A 14,133-nucleotide genomic window follows, 5' to 3' on the forward strand; every position below is an offset into this window, starting at 1 on the left:
TCCGGCTCAATGGCAGGCGCAGGCGCTGCCGCAGCCGCCGGCTGCCGCGGGCGTGGCCGAAGCGGACGAGGCAGGACTGGCCGGCGATTCAGCCGCCGCCGGGGTGCTGGCCGCCGCTGCAGCGGCGCCACCAGCGGCGCCGGTCGCTGCCGGCGCGCCGGCGCTGCCGCCGCGGAAGTCGGTCACGTACCAGCCCGAGCCCTTGAGCTGGAAACCAGCAGCGGTCAGCTGTTTCTTGAACGCGCCGGCGGTGCCGCACGACGGGCAGTCCGTCAGCGGGGCATCGCTCATTTTCTGCAGCACATCGCGCCCGTGGCCGCAGGCGTCGCAACGGTAGGCATAGATCGGCATGGTGTTATTTCGCGAGAAAACTTCGGAATTGGTACAAAGGCGGACATCGGCGCGGGCCATGGCGGCCGCGGGAAATTCCCGTGCGACGATGCAAAGCCTTGAATTATAAACCGTTCCGGGGCCGCCTGATCGCCGGAAATGAGGGGGTGGCAGACCCCGGGCCGTCAGGCGATATGCACTTCCTTGACCGGCGCGTGATCTGCAATCCACTGCGGCAGCAGTGAACCGATCACCATGCCGCTGATCGAGAACAGCAGGCCCACCATTTGCGGCGGCACCACGGCATCGGCAAAGGCCAGCTCGCAGGTCAGCCAGGAGGACAGGCCCAGCAGGATCGCCGCCAGCCCGCCCTGGCGGGTGGCGTGCTTCCAGAACATGCCGAAGGCCAATGGCACGAAGGACGAGACCAGGGTGACCTTATAGGCATTTTCGACCATATGGAAGATCGACAGGTGCGAGTTAAGTGCGAACAGCGTCACCAGCGCGGTGAATACCAGCACCACGGTCTGCATCACGCGCAGGAACTGCCGGTCGTCGAGGTGGCGGAAGTACGGGCGCAGGATGTTCTCGGCAAAGGTCACCGACGGCGCCAGCAGGGTGGCCGAAGCGCAACTCTTGATCGCCGACAGCAGCGCGCCGAAGAACATCACCTGGGCGAACATCGGTGCGTGCTGCAGGATCAGCTTCGGCAGGATCAGCTGCGAATCGGTGTCGATGTACCTGGCCACCATGCCGGGGTCGATCAGCGTGGCCGAATACGCCAGGAACATCGGGATAAAGGCGAAGCAGAAGTACAGCACGCCGCCCAGCACCGAGGCGCGCCCGGCGATCTGCTCGGTGCGCGACGAGGTCACGCGCTGGAACACGTCCTGCTGCGGGATCGAGCCCAGCATCATGGTGAACAGCGCCGCCGCGAAGCCGATGATCTGTATGAAATCCAGCGACGGCAGGAACTCGAACTTGCCGGCCGCGGCCGCGTGCGACACCACCGCCGTGACGCCGCCGGCCTGGCCGCTGACCTCGTAGCCGATATAGAGCATGCCGATCACGATGATGATCATCTGGATGAAGTCGGTGATGGCCACCGACCACATTCCGCCGAACAGCGTATAGACCAGCACGCTGGCTGCGCCGATCATCATGCCGGCCTCCTGCGACAGCGCGCCGTCCGAGACGGTATAGAACACCAGCCCGAGCGCCTTGATCTGCGCCGCCACCCAGCCCAGGTAGGACACCACGATGCACAGCGTGGTCAGCACCTCGGCCAGCCGGCCATAGCGGTTGTGGTAGTAGTCGCCGATGGTCAGCAGGTTCATCCGGTACAGCGGCCGGGCGAAGAACAGGCCCACCAGGATCAGGCACAGCGACGAGCCGAAGGGGTCGGAGACCACGCCCGACAGGCCTTCCTTGAGGAATACGGCGGGGATGCCCAGCACCGTCTCCGAGCCGAACCAGGTGGCGAAGACGGTGGCGGTGACGATATGGAATGGCAGGCTGCGCCCGGCGACGGCGAAATCGGTGGTGTTGCGTACGCGCAGCGCCGCCCACAGGCCGATGCCGACCGAGATTACCCAGTAGATGATGACGAACCAGATCAGCATGCCGCTGCCCTATGCAGAAGTGCCCTTGTGGCGAGAAACCGAATGCCGGGCGGCGCATGAGTGCACGTTGCTTGCGCGCATCTGCCCGGAGTCCAATTCATCGGTCGGGGCCGCATATCGAGCTGCCTGGAGTTCTCGCGCTGGGCGGAAAACGCGGCCGGGGCTGCGGTCGTAGCCGAATCAAAACGCGGATTATAGCGACGCAGACCAGCGTGGGCGAAAAAAATTCCCCGCTGGCGCAAATGCGCCACGCGGAGCATCGCCTGCGCCACAAGGGCTGGCCGGCGGCTGCTTCAGCCGGACCGGCGGCGCCAGACCTGCCAGCGCTCCTGCCCCTGGAACACCGGCAGCGGCGCGGCCGTGGGCCGGTCCTCAAGTCGCTCGAAGGCCGGTGCCAGCAGCGCGTCCAGCGCCTCGGCCGGCATCGCGAACGGCGGCCCGCCGCGGTTTTCGCCGAGGTAGAAGTAGCCGGCCAGCAGGCCGCCCGGCGGCAGCAGTTGCGCGACCCGGGCGGCATAGTCGGCCCGCATCGCCGGCGGCAGCGCGCACAGGAAGGCCCGTTCGTAGATCAGCTCGCACGGCGGCTGCGGCGTGAAGGCAAAGAAATCGCCCTGCTGCACCACTACCCCCGCCGGCCCCAGAGTTTGCCGCGCCGACGCCACCGCCTGCGGCGAGAAGTCGATTGCCGTCACCGGCCAGCCACGCTCGAACAGCCACGCGGCCTCCCAGCCGTTGCCACAGCCTGGCACCAGGGTCGGACATGGGGCACGGCCTTCAATGAACTGCCGGAATTCCTCGGGCACGCCGCCCTGGTCCCAGGGCGTGAAGCCCTGTTCGAAACGCTCGTCCCAGAATGCCGGGTCGGCGGCGTTGCGGGTGGCGAAGGTCGGCACGGGCTTGGCAGGGTCGCTCATGGTCACCTCAAAAATGGATCAGCCTGGGTGCGCTACCAGTAGCCCGCCCAGCCCAGCACATGCGTCAGCACGATGCCGGCGACAAAGCCGCCCAGCAACAGCAGCCCGGTGCCGAGCAGCCGGTTGGTGCGGCGCTGCTCCACCACCAGCATCGCCAGCAGCTTGTCCTGCTCGCCGTTGCTGGTCAGCGCGCGCCGCTCCAGGAACTGGTGCGCCAGGCGCGGGAAGTCGGGCAGCATCTTGGCCCACAGCGGCGCCTCCACCTTGACCCGCTCCCAGGCGCCCTTCCAGCCCACCTGCTCGTGCATCCAGCGTTCCAGGAAAGGCTTGGCGGTCTTCCACAGGTCCAGGTCGGGGTCGAGCTGGCGGCCCAGGCCTTCGATATTGAGCAGCGTCTTCTGCAGCAGCACCAGCTGCGGCTGGATCTCGACATTGAAGCGGCGCGAGGTCTGGAACAGGCGCATCAGCACCATGCCCAGCGAGATTTCCTTGAGCGGCTTGTCGAAGTACGGCTCGCAGCAGGCGCGCACGGCGCTTTCCAGCTCTTCGACACGGGTGTCTGGCGGCACCCAGCCGGACTCCACGTGCAGCAGTGCTACGCGGTGGTAGTCGCGCCGGAAGAAGGCGATGAAATTCTGCGCCAGGTAGTTCTTGTCGAACTCGGACAGCGCGCCGACGATGCCGAAGTCCAGCGCGATATAGCGGCCGAAGGTCTCGGGCTGCACCGACACCAGGATATTGCCCGGGTGCATGTCGGCATGGAAGAAGCCGTCGCGAAACACCTGGGTGAAGAAGATCTCGACACCCTCTTCCGCCAGCTGGTGCATGTCCACGCCGGCGGCCTTGAGCGACTCGGTGCGCGAGATCGGGATGCCGTGCATGCGCTCCATCACGAACACGGTGCTGCTGCACCAGTCCCAGAACACCTCGGGCACCAGCAGCAGGCTGGTGTCGGCAAAGTTGCGGCGCAGCTGGCTGGCATTGGCCGCCTCGATCATCAGGTCGAGTTCGTCGTGCAGATATTTGTCGAACTCGGCCACCACCTCGCGCGGCTTCAGGCGCTTGCCGTCGGCCCAGAAGCGTTCCAGCCAGGTGGCCATGTCGCGCATCAGCGCCAGGTCGCTGTCGATCACCGGCAGCATGCCCGGGCGCAGCACCTTCACCGCGACCTCGCGGCCGTGGCAGGGGCCGCCCTTGAGCGTGGCGAAGTGCACCTGTGCGATCGAGGCGCTGGCCACCGGCTGGTGCTCGAAGGTCTCGAACAGCTGGTCCAGCGGCCGCCCCAGCGCGCGCTCGATGATCTTCACCGCCACCACCGAATCGAACGGCGGCACCTGGTCCTGCAGCTTGGCCAGTTCGTCGGCAATGTCCGCCGGCATCAGGTCGCGCCGGGTCGACAGCACCTGGCCGAACTTGACGAAGATCGGGCCCAGCCGCGTCAGCGCCAGCCGCAGGCGCTCGCCGCGCGGCATCTCGAGCTTGCGCCCGATGGTGATGACGCGTACCAGGAAGCGGATCCTGCGGCTGCTGAAGCCCGAGAGCACCAGCTCGTCCAGGCCGTAATAGAGGATGACGAAGAGAATCTTGCCAAGGCGCAGGAGGCGGGTCATTCGGGAGTCTTCACAGGGCCGGGCAGGCAGTCATGTTGTTGGTGGATGGGATCGGGGCGCGGCCGGCTCAGCGGTGCGGCGACGGCAGCTTGCCGGACTGGCCCGACTGGCCCGACTGTCCGGAAGCCGGCGGCGGGCCGGCGCGCTCCAGCCGCTCCAGCCGTTTTTCGAGCCGGGCCAGGCTGTCGCGCAGCCGGCCCACGTCGGTGCCGAAGGCATCGAGCGCGGCGTGGCGCACCAGGGTCGGATGCTCGTCCAGCAGGTAGTCGGTGACGTTGTCGACCAGGGCGCGGCCCACGCGCGTGGCCTGCTCATGCACCTGGCGCGCGCCGTCGACCACGCGCTGCGCCACGCTGTCGCTCACCGGCCCGCCCAGGATGCCGCGCAGCGCGCGCGACAGGTCTTCGGCGGCGTCCCAGCGCAGGTTGCGCGCCAGCGTCGAGATGGTGTTGGCCAGCTCGGCGTCGCCCTCGATGCGGACATGGCGCATGGCGGCGGCCTGGCCGCCTTCGGCCACGTCGGCGGCCACCAGCGGCCACTGCTGCACCGGCACACGCAGCGTCACCGCGGGCGCCTCGGCCTCGGGCCCTGGTTCGGTGCAGCCGTGCTCCGTCACCTTCAGCGACAGCACGAAGGCGGCCGCATCGAAGCGGATCACGCGCCCGGCAAACGGCGTGAGCTGGTTGCGGGCCCACGGCTCCTGCTCAAGCAGGTGGTTCAGCGCCGAGATGGCGGGCATGGCCAGGGCGGAAGGCAGAGTATTCATGACAGCGCGGTTGGCGGGCAGGCAGCGACGCCGCAGGTCGGGCGTCCCAAACAAAAAAAGGCCCACGCTTTCGCGTGGGCCTCCATTCTAAGCTACTCCCCCCGGCGCATCACCGCCGCGGGGTGCGGCATCAGGACTCTTGCTGGATGCCGGCCAGCAGCCAGCCGCCGGTGCCGCTGGCAGGCTTGGCCAGGTTCCAGACCTCGCCGAACGGCTGGGCCGCCTCGCCGGACTTCTCGCGGATCATGCCCGAGAAGCGCACGCTGGCGATATGCTGGGCCGCAGCCGACTCGATGCCGAGCAGCTGGGCTTCCAGCGTGACCACGTCGGTCTTGTTGACCTCGGCGCCGCGGTCGGCCAGGTCCATCTTGATCTCGGCGAACATCTCCGGCGTGGTGAACTCGCGGATGTCGTCCAGGTTGCCTGCATCCCACGCGGCCTGCAGGCGCACGAAATGAACCTTGGCGTTGCGCAGGAAGGCTTCGGTATCGAAGTCGGCCGGCACGCCCCACGGCTGCTGGGCCACCGCATCGGCCGCGACCGGGGCTGCCGATGCTGCCGGCAGTACCGTATTGGCGGCCGGGCCTGCCGGGCTACCCGAAGACACAGGCGTCGGCTCGCCGCGGAACATGGGCTCGGCGCTGCGGCCCAGGTTCGGCGCGTTGCCGGCGCCGGCGTAGGCCGGCTGCTGGGTGCGCTTGCTGCCGCCACGGAACTTGCGGATCAGCCAGATCGCAGCGAACGCCACCAGCGCGATCAGGATCAGATTGGACAGGAAGCTCAGTGCCGCCCCGCCCAGACCGAAGTGCGACAGAAGCCAGCCGATACCCAGGCCGGCGGCGATGCCGCCCAGGATGCCGCCCCAGTTGCGCTTGGGCGCCGCGGCCGCGGCCGCGCCGGCCGCACCGGCCGTTGCCGGAGCTGCCTGTTGTGCGGGCTGCTGCGCCTGCTGGGTCGGCGAAGTGGGCTGCGGCGCCTGCTGGCGCTGCGTGACCGACTCAGATTGCTTGCCGATGCTGCGCGAACCGCCCATGCGCTTGGCATTGGCGTCGAACATTACTCCCAAGGCAATCGCGGTGATCAGCGACCCAACCAGGAATTTCCCACGAAATGACGACATATTCTGCTATCCCCTGTCAGTTTCACCCTATATGCGGGCGAGGCATGGCGATTTCAAGTCTTCTTAATACTTGCGCCCGACGTGGAGCGCCACCACTCCGGCCGTCAGATTGAAGTATTCGACATTTTCCAGGCCGGCATGTTCCATCAAGCGTACAAGTGAAGCCTGGTCTGGATGCATTCTGATCGATTCCGCGAGATAGCGATAGCTGGGGGCATCCCCTGCCACCCGCTCACCCAGCCACGGCAGCACCTTGAAAGAATAGACGTCGTAGGCCTTCTCCAGGGGTTTCCACACCTTGGAGAACTCCAGCACCATGACCTTGCCGCCCGGCTTGACCACGCGGCGCATCTCGGCCAGCGCGGCATCCTTGTGCGTCATGTTGCGCAGGCCGAAGGCCACGGTCACCAGGTCGAAGTGGTTGTCCGGGAACGGAATGCGCTCGGCGTCGCACAGGCACACCGGGGTGACGATACCCTTGTTCAGCAGCCGGTCGCGGCCCACGCGCAGCATCGACTCGTTGATGTCGGTCAGCCAGACCTCTCCGGTCGGGCCGGCCTGCTTCGCGAACGCCTTGGCCAGGTCACCGGTGCCGCCGGCGATGTCCAGCACCTTGTGGCCGGGGCGCACGCCAGCCTGGGCGATGGTGAACATCTTCCAGAGCCGGTGCATGCCGCCCGACATCAGGTCGTTCATCACGTCGTACTTGCTCGCCACCGAATGGAACACGCCGGCAACCTTGTCGGCCTTTTCCGCTTCGTCGACCTTTTCAAACCCGAAGTGGGTTTCACTCATCTTTCAGACTCCAGGGTAATCGGTTCGGCGCGGCTCAGTGATGGCCGCAGCCGTGGCCGCCGGCAGCGCCGGCGGCGGGCATCGGGGTGTCGCGGTCGGCGCCGGCGGCTTCCAGGCGCTGCAGGTATTCCTGCCAGAGCGCATCCTGGTTGTCGCCGAGGCGGTACAGCAGGTCCCAGGAATAGATGCCGGTATCGTGGCCGTCGGTAAAGCGGATCTGGATCGCGTAGTTGCCGACCGGCTCGACCGCGTTGACGCCCACCTCGCGCTTGCCGGTCTGCAGCACTTCCTGCCCCGGGCCGTGGCCCTGGACTTCAGCGGACGGCGAATACACGCGCAGCAGCTCGAACGGCAGCCGGAAGCTGCGGCCGTTGTCGAAGCCGATCTCCAGCACGCGGGATTGCGTATGGACGGTCAGCGCGGTGGGATGAGGGGTGTCTTTTTCCAGGCCTGCCATGATGATCGCGGCCCGGTTAGGGTCGCTCCTGAGGGGGTGATTGCCGCGCGATGCTGCCGGTACGGCACGGCATCACGCTTCGCATACGACCCGATAGCTTACCCCAGGCTCGCCGGCTTGCGCAGCCCGGGCCGCTTCCCCGTCCTGCGGCACGTAACGCAGGCGCCGTTGATGATAGGCCGCCACGGTGCTGCGGTGGGCAATACTGATGATGGCCGCCTGCGGCAGCGACTCCACCATCAGCCGGTACATGGCGCCTTCGGTTTCCTCGTCCAGCGCGCTGGTGGCTTCGTCCAGGAACAGGTAGTCCGGCTTCTGCAGCAGCGCGCGCGCGAAGGCCAGACGCTGCTGCTCGCCCGGCGAAAGCCGCAGCGCCCAGTTGTCGAACACGTCGAGCTGGTCCGCCAGCGCCGCCAGCCGCGCCTGGCGCAGCGCCGCCTGCAGCGCTTCCGCGCTATGCACGGTGCCGGCGTCCGGGTAAGCCAGCGCATCGGCCAGCGTGCCGATCGGCAGGTAGCTGCGCTGCGGCAGGAACAGCATGCGCGCGCCGTCGGGCATGGTCACGGTGCCGCTGCCGTACGGCCAGATCCCCGCCAGCGCGCGGAACAGCACGCTCTTGCCGCAGCCGGACGGGCCGCTGACCAGCCAGCGCTCGCCCGGCGCGACCGACAGCGAGAACGGCGCCACCAGCGGCCGCTGGCCCACGGCCGCGCTGCGCGCGGCGCGTACCGGCAGTGCCAGCGCCAGGCCGTCGATGGTGATGCCATTCTGCGGCTTGCCGGTATGTTCCACCTCGATATCGCGCACGCCGCCCGGCGCCAGGTCCTGGCGCTCGGCCACGCGGATCGCTTCCTGGAAATCGATCAGGCGGTTGGCGGCCGCCTTCCAGCCCACCAGCGTGGCGTAGCTGTCGACAAACCACGACAGCGCGCCCTGTACCTGGCCGAAGGCGGAGCTGGTCTGCATCAGGCCGCCGAGCGTCATCTTGCCGGCGAAGTAGCGCGGCGCCGCCACCAGGATCGGGAAGATGATGGCGAACTGCGCATAGCCGGAGCTGACAAAGGTCAGCCGCCGCGTATAGCGCATCAGCTGGTTCCAGTTGGCGCGGATGCGGTCGAAGCGCGCGCGCAGGCCGGCCTGCTCGGTGGGCTCGCCGCGGTACAGCGCCACCGGCTCGCTGTTCTCGCGCAGGCGCACCAGCGTGAAACGGAAATCCGCCTCATACTGCTCCTGCTGGAAGTTCAGGCCGATCAGCGGGCGGCCGACCACGTGCGCCACCAGCGAGCCGATCACCGCATAGCCCGCCGCGAACCACACCATATAGCCGGGGATGGTCCACTCGGTGCCGCCCAGCGCAAAGCTGATCGGCCCCGATACCGTCCACAGGATGCCGACGAAGGACAGCAGCGTCACCACCGAGTTGAGCAGCCCGAGCGACAACGACAGCGCGCCGTCCGTGAACAGGCGCAAATCGTCGGCGATACGCTGGTCGGGGTTATCGGTAGTGTGGGTCTGCTCGATGCGGTAATAGGCCTGGTGCCCGAGCCAGTGGCCCATGAAGCGGCCGGTCATCCAGGTACGCCAGCGCATCTGCAGCATCATGGTGTAGTACTGGCGCGAGATCGCCGCCACGATGAAGAACGCCGCGATCCACGAGAAGCGCAGCAGCAGCACCTTGAACGAGGCGTAGTCGCGCTGCTCCAGCGCGTTGTAGAACACGCGGTTCCACTCGTTGAGCAGCACGTTGATATAGACGATGCCGAGGTTGAGCACCACCACCAGCGCCAGCAGGCCAAGCCCGGCGAGGCGGTCCTCGGATTTCCAGTAAGGCTTGATCAGCGCCCACGTGGCAGCCATGCGCAGCCGGCTCTGGATCTTGAGGGCCCTGGCAGGGACGGCAGGGCCCGGTACGGTGACTGAGGTCGGAGTGGAGGACATAGCGGCAGTGCTTGGCCCGTCAGCGGATGCCGGCCGGGCTTGTTGTTCTGGATACCGTGGCGGCAGGCCACGGCGGCAACAGCATTCAGACGGTCACGGCCAGGCGTGGGTTCCGCGCGCCCCTCAGGCGTCGCCGGCTTCGAGCAGCGAAAGCGCCGTACGCAGCGCCGGCAACCGGCTGGCCAGCTCCTGCACGCGCACGGCATCCGCCGCGCGCTGCGGCGCGGCCCAGATTGCCTCGGGGAAATGGGTGTCCCAGCGGTAGCGCGGGATGATATGCCAGTGCAGGTGCGGCACGATGTTGCCAAAGGCCGCCAGGTTGACCTTGTCCGGCGCCATGACCTCGCGCACCACCCGTTCGACACGTGCGACCAGCCGCATCAGCCAGGCCTGGTCGGCATCCTCCAGGTCGCTCAGCTCGGCCACGTGATCGTTCCAGACGATGCGGCAGAAGCCCGGGAAACGGTCATGCTCGACCAGGATCAGCCGGGCGCGGTCGCCCATCCAGACCAGTTCGCCGCCGTCGGTCTCGCACAAGGGGCAGTTGGGTACGAGTGCCATCGCCGAGATTTAAACCAGCACCCGCTCGATACCGCCGGCGTTCGCCTTCGCGACGTACTCCGGCATCCAGTTTTCCCCAAGCAGATGCTTCGCCATCTCGATCACGATATAATCCGCCTGCACCGTGGCATCTTCCTTGTAGCGCGACAGCCCCTGCAGGCACGACGGGCAGCTGGTCAGGATCTTGACGTCGCCGGTGAAGCCGTCGGCGCGCAGCTTGTCGGCGCCCTTGGTCATTTCCTCTTCCTTGCGGAAGCGGACCTGCGTCGAGATATCCGGACGCGTCACCGCCAGCGTGCCCGACTCGCCGCAGCAGCGCTCGTTCTTCTCGATCTTGCCCAGGCCGGTGTTGCCGCCCATCAGGTCATTGACCAGCTTGGTCGGGTCCATGGTCTTGATCGGGGTGTGGCAGGGATCGTGGTACATGTAGCGGGTACCGGTCACGCCTTCCAGCTTCACGCCCTTCTCGAGCAGGTATTCATGGATGTCGATGATGCGGCAGCCCGGGAAGATCTTGTCGAATTCATACCCGGCGAGCTGGTCGTAGCAGGTGCCGCAGCTGACCACCACGGTCTTGATGTCGAGGTAGTTCAGCGTATTGGCGACGCGGTGGAAGAGCACGCGGTTGTCGGTGACGATCTTCTCGGCCTTGTCATACTGGCCGTTGCCGCGCTGCGGATAGCCGCAGCACAGGTAGCCCGGCGGCAGCACGGTCTGCACGCCCACGTGCCACAGCATCGCCTGCGTGGCCAGGCCCACCTGCGAGAACAGCCGCTCCGAGCCGCAGCCGGGGAAGTAGAACACCGCTTCCGTTTCCGGCGTGGTCGCCTTCGGGTCGCGGATGATCGGCACGATCTCGTTGTCCTCGATGTCGAGCAGCGCGCGCGCGGTCTTCTTGGGCAGGTTGCCCGGCATCTTCTTGTTGATGAAGTGGATCACCTGCTCGCGCACCGGCGCCTTGCCCACGGTCGCGGGCGGATGCGCGGTCTGCTTCTTGGCGAATTTCTTCAGCACGTCATTGCCGAGGCGCTGCGCCTTGTAGCCCCAGTCGATCATGACCTTGCGGGTCAGGTTGATGGTCTCGGGGTTGGTGGCGTTGAGGAAGAACATCGACGCCGCGGTGCCGGGGTTGAACTTCTTCTGCCCCATCTTGCGCAGCAGGTTGCGCATGTTCATCGACACGTCGCCGAAGTCGATCTTGACTGGGCACGGCGTCACGCACTTGTGGCACACGGTGCAGTGGTCGGCCACGTCCGAGAACTCGTCCCAGTGCTTGACCGAAATGCCGCGGCGGGTCTGCTCTTCGTACAGGAAGGCCTCGACCAGCAGCGAGGTCGCCAGGATCTTGTTGCGCGGGCTGTACAGCAGGTTGGCGCGCGGCACGTGGGTGGCGCACACCGGCTTGCACTTGCCGCAGCGCAGGCAGTCCTTGACGCTCTCGGCAATCGCGCCGATATCGCTCTGCTGCATGATGATCGACTCATGCCCCATCAGGCCGAACGACGGCGTGTAGGCATTGCGCAGGTCGGCGCCGGGCAGCAGCTTGCCCTTGTTGAAGCGCCCTTGCGGATCGACCTTCAGCTTGTAGGCGCGGAAGTCGCCGATCTCTTCCTCGGTCAGGAATTCCAGCTTGGTGATGCCGATGCCGTGCTCGCCCGAGATCACGCCGTCGAGCGACCGCGCCAGGTCCATGATGCGGGCCACCGCGCGATGCGCGTCCTGCAGCATGTCGTAGTCGTCGGAGTTGACCGGGATATTGGTGTGCACGTTGCCGTCGCCGGCGTGCATGTGCAGCGCCACGAAGACGCGGCCGCGCAGCACCTGCTTGTGGATCTTCTGGGCTTCGTCCAGGATCGGCTTGAACTCGCCGCCGTTGAAGATCTTGCGCAATTCGGCGCGGATCTCCGCCTTCCAGGACACGCGGATGGTGCGGTCCTGCAGCAGGTGGAACACAGTGGCATCAGGCTGATGCTGCAGGCGCGCATCGAACTCCTGCCCCAGCAGTCCCAGCCCGTGCCCGATCAGCGAGGCCTTGGCCTGCGTCAGCGGCACGTCCATGTGGTCCTGCAGGTAACGCCAGCGCGCGCGGATCTCGCGCAGCAGCGTCAGCGCGTGCTGCACGCGGTCTTCCAGCAACTCGGCGCTGGGGATCTCGTTGGCGTCGTCGCTGCGGCCCAGCGGCAGGTTGCCGCGCGCGAAGAACGCTTCGAGCGTGTCGACCAGCTTGAGCTTGCTCTTGATCGACAGCTCGATATTGATGCGCTCGATGCCGTCGGTGTACTCGCCCATCCGGTTCAGCGGGATCACCACGTCTTCGTTGATCTTGAAGGCGTTGGTGTGCTTGGCGATGGCGGCGGTACGCGAACGGTCCAGCCAGAACTTCTTGCGCGCCTCGGGGCTGACGGCGATAAAGCCTTCGCCGCTCTTGCCGTTGGCCATGCGGATCACTTCCGAGGTGGCGCGCGCCACGGCGTCTTCATCGTCGCCGACGATATCGCCGATCAGCACCATCTTCGGGAAGGCGTTGCGCTTGCTCTTGGTGGCGTAGCCGACCGCGCGCAGGTAGCGCTCGTCCAGGTGCTCCAGGCCGGCCAGGATGGCGCCGCCGGGCTTCTTGGTCTCGGCGTCGAGGAAGTCCTTGATCTCGACGATGCTGGGGATCGCGTCGCGCGCCTGGCCGAAGAACTCCAGGCAGACCGTGCGGATGAATTTCGGCATGCGGTGCAGGATCCAGCGCGCGCTGGTGATGATGCCGTCGCAGCCTTCCTTCTGCACGCCGGGCAGGCCGGCCAGGAACTTGTCGGTGACGTCCTTGCCCAGGCCTTCCTTGCGGAACTTGCGGCCCTCGATGGCCAGCGTCTCGGTGCGCAGCACCTTCTCGCCCGGGGCGCGGTTGCCGTCCGACCATTTCAGTTCGAAGGTGGCCACCGGCACGTCGTGGATCTTGCCCAGGTTGTGGTCCAGCCGGGTGATCTCCAGCCAGTTGCCTTCCGGATCCACCATGCGCCACCAGGCCAGGTTGTCCAGCGCGGTGCCCCACAGCACGGCCTTCTTGCCGCCCGCGTTCATGGCCACGTTGCCGCCAATGCACGAGGCATCGATCGAGGTCGGGTCGACCGCGAACACCAGGCCTGCCTTGTCGGCAGCGTCGGCCACGCGGCGCGTCACCACGCCGGCGCCGGAGAAGATGGTCGCGACCTTGTGCGACACGCCCGGCAGGTCGGTTTGCTCCACCGGCCCGAGCTGCTCCAGCTTCTCGGTATTGATCACCGCGCTCATCGGCGTCAGCGGCACGGCGCCGCCGGTATAGCCGGTGCCGCCCCCGCGCGGAATGATGGTCAGGCCCAGTTCGAAGCAGCCCTTGACCAGGCCGGCGATCTCTTCCTCGGTATCGGGCGTCAGCACCACGAACGGGTATTCCACGCGCCAGTCGGTGGCGTCGGTCACGTGCGACACGCGCGACAGGCCATCGAACTTGATGTTGTCCTTCTGCGTGACCTTGCCCAGCACGCGCTGCGCGCGCTTGCGCAGGTCGTAGGCGGCGGCGAATTCGTTCTTGAAGTCCTCGATCGCCTGCTTGGCGAAGGCGACCAGCTGCTCCACGCGGTGCGAACGGTCCTCGGCGGCGGGCTCGGCGTGCTCGGCACGGTCGGCGGCGCGGCGCTTCTCGATCTCGTTCAGGCGGTGGTGCAGCGCGCTGACCAGCATCTGGCGGCGCTTGGGATTTTCCAGCAGGTCGTCCTGCAGGTAGGGATTGCGGCGGACCACCCAGATATCGCCCAGCACCTCGTACAGCATGCGGGCCGAGCGGCCGGTGCGGCGCTCGCTGCGCAGCTCGTCCAGGATGCGCCAGGCTTCCTCGCCCAGCAGGCGGATGACAATCTCGCGGTCCGAGAAGGACGTGTAGTTATAAGGGATTTCACGCAGGCGCGGCGGGGCGTCCTGCGCGGCGAGCTTGGCGTCGAGCACGAGTGGGGCGTTCATTGGGGGACCGCTTCCTGCTGCGCACGGGGACTGTGC

11 protein-coding genes are annotated in these 14,133 nt (G+C 66.9%); all 11 read right to left on the minus strand.

The genetic code is table 11. The features are described 5' to 3' along the window. Positions 1-6 precede the first annotated feature (6 nt). Positions 7-351, minus strand: coding sequence for an FmdB family zinc ribbon protein (locus AC3WRR_RS14910; protein ID WP_010813938.1), 345 nt, complete (start codon positions 349-351; stop codon positions 7-9). A 164-nt stretch (positions 352-515) separates the two neighbouring features. After that, positions 516-1,952 carry a high affinity choline transporter 1 gene (locus AC3WRR_RS14915; RefSeq protein ID WP_010813939.1) on the minus strand — a complete coding sequence of 479 codons (1,437 nt, stop codon included), beginning with the start codon at positions 1,950-1,952 and terminating at the stop codon, positions 516-518. A 293-nt stretch (positions 1,953-2,245) separates the two neighbouring features. Then, on the minus strand, positions 2,246-2,866 hold the full coding sequence (locus tag AC3WRR_RS14920) for a methyltransferase domain-containing protein (protein WP_010813940.1): 621 nt from the start codon (positions 2,864-2,866) through the stop codon (positions 2,246-2,248). Between the two features lie 32 nt (positions 2,867-2,898). Further along, positions 2,899-4,476 carry a ubiquinone biosynthesis regulatory protein kinase UbiB gene (gene ubiB, locus AC3WRR_RS14925; RefSeq protein ID WP_010813941.1) on the minus strand — a complete coding sequence of 526 codons (1,578 nt, stop codon included), beginning with the start codon at positions 4,474-4,476 and terminating at the stop codon, positions 2,899-2,901. A gap of 67 nt (positions 4,477-4,543) precedes the next feature. Then, positions 4,544-5,242 carry a ubiquinone biosynthesis accessory factor UbiJ gene (locus AC3WRR_RS14930; RefSeq protein WP_492297333.1) on the minus strand — a complete coding sequence of 233 codons (699 nt, stop codon included), beginning with the start codon at positions 5,240-5,242 and terminating at the stop codon, positions 4,544-4,546. Positions 5,243-5,372: 130 nt separating this feature from the next. After that, positions 5,373-6,362 carry a Tim44 domain-containing protein gene (locus AC3WRR_RS14935; protein WP_011614522.1) on the minus strand — a complete coding sequence of 330 codons (990 nt, stop codon included), beginning with the start codon at positions 6,360-6,362 and terminating at the stop codon, positions 5,373-5,375. Between the two features lie 63 nt (positions 6,363-6,425). After that, a complete protein-coding gene (gene ubiE / locus AC3WRR_RS14940; protein ID WP_010814445.1) occupies positions 6,426-7,157 on the minus strand; it encodes a bifunctional demethylmenaquinone methyltransferase/2-methoxy-6-polyprenyl-1,4-benzoquinol methylase UbiE in 732 nt (243 codons plus the stop codon). 34 nt (positions 7,158-7,191) lie between these two features. After that, positions 7,192-7,614 carry a gamma-butyrobetaine hydroxylase family protein gene (locus tag AC3WRR_RS14945; protein WP_492297335.1) on the minus strand — a complete coding sequence of 141 codons (423 nt, stop codon included), beginning with the start codon at positions 7,612-7,614 and terminating at the stop codon, positions 7,192-7,194. Positions 7,615-7,686: 72 nt separating this feature from the next. Beyond that, a complete protein-coding gene (locus AC3WRR_RS14950) occupies positions 7,687-9,552 on the minus strand; it encodes an ABC transporter ATP-binding protein/permease (RefSeq protein ID WP_011614520.1) in 1,866 nt (621 codons plus the stop codon). 123 nt (positions 9,553-9,675) lie between these two features. Then, positions 9,676-10,113, minus strand: coding sequence for an HIT family protein (locus AC3WRR_RS14955; RefSeq protein WP_492297336.1), 438 nt, complete (start codon positions 10,111-10,113; stop codon positions 9,676-9,678). 9 nt (positions 10,114-10,122) lie between these two features. Further along, a complete protein-coding gene (locus AC3WRR_RS14960) occupies positions 10,123-14,097 on the minus strand; it encodes a DUF3683 domain-containing protein (RefSeq protein WP_011614518.1) in 3,975 nt (1,324 codons plus the stop codon). Positions 14,098-14,133: the final 36 nt, after the last annotated feature.

The sequence above is a fragment of the Cupriavidus sp. FW305-3-2-15-C-LB2 genome (genome assembly GCF_058787575.1).

What these genes read in the sequence shown, in the direction of transcription:
- ubiE (WP_010814445.1), bottom strand. Translation starts at nt 7,157, where the DNA reads ATGAGTGAAACCCACTTCGGGTTTGAAAAGGTCGACGAAGCGGAAAAG.
- AC3WRR_RS14910 (WP_010813938.1), bottom strand. Translation starts at nt 351, where the DNA reads ATGCCGATCTATGCCTACCGTTGCGACGCCTGCGGCCACGGGCGCGAT.
- AC3WRR_RS14960 (WP_011614518.1), bottom strand. Translation starts at nt 14,097, where the DNA reads ATGAACGCCCCACTCGTGCTCGACGCCAAGCTCGCCGCGCAGGACGCC.
- AC3WRR_RS14950 (WP_011614520.1), bottom strand. Translation starts at nt 9,552, where the DNA reads ATGTCCTCCACTCCGACCTCAGTCACCGTACCGGGCCCTGCCGTCCCT.
- ubiB (WP_010813941.1), bottom strand. Translation starts at nt 4,476, where the DNA reads ATGACCCGCCTCCTGCGCCTTGGCAAGATTCTCTTCGTCATCCTCTAT.
- AC3WRR_RS14935 (WP_011614522.1), bottom strand. Translation starts at nt 6,362, where the DNA reads ATGTCGTCATTTCGTGGGAAATTCCTGGTTGGGTCGCTGATCACCGCG.
- AC3WRR_RS14945 (WP_492297335.1), bottom strand. Translation starts at nt 7,614, where the DNA reads ATGGCAGGCCTGGAAAAAGACACCCCTCATCCCACCGCGCTGACCGTC.
- AC3WRR_RS14920 (WP_010813940.1), bottom strand. Translation starts at nt 2,866, where the DNA reads ATGAGCGACCCTGCCAAGCCCGTGCCGACCTTCGCCACCCGCAACGCC.
- AC3WRR_RS14930 (WP_492297333.1), bottom strand. Translation starts at nt 5,242, where the DNA reads ATGAATACTCTGCCTTCCGCCCTGGCCATGCCCGCCATCTCGGCGCTG.
- AC3WRR_RS14955 (WP_492297336.1), bottom strand. Translation starts at nt 10,113, where the DNA reads ATGGCACTCGTACCCAACTGCCCCTTGTGCGAGACCGACGGCGGCGAA.
- AC3WRR_RS14915 (WP_010813939.1), bottom strand. Translation starts at nt 1,952, where the DNA reads ATGCTGATCTGGTTCGTCATCATCTACTGGGTAATCTCGGTCGGCATC.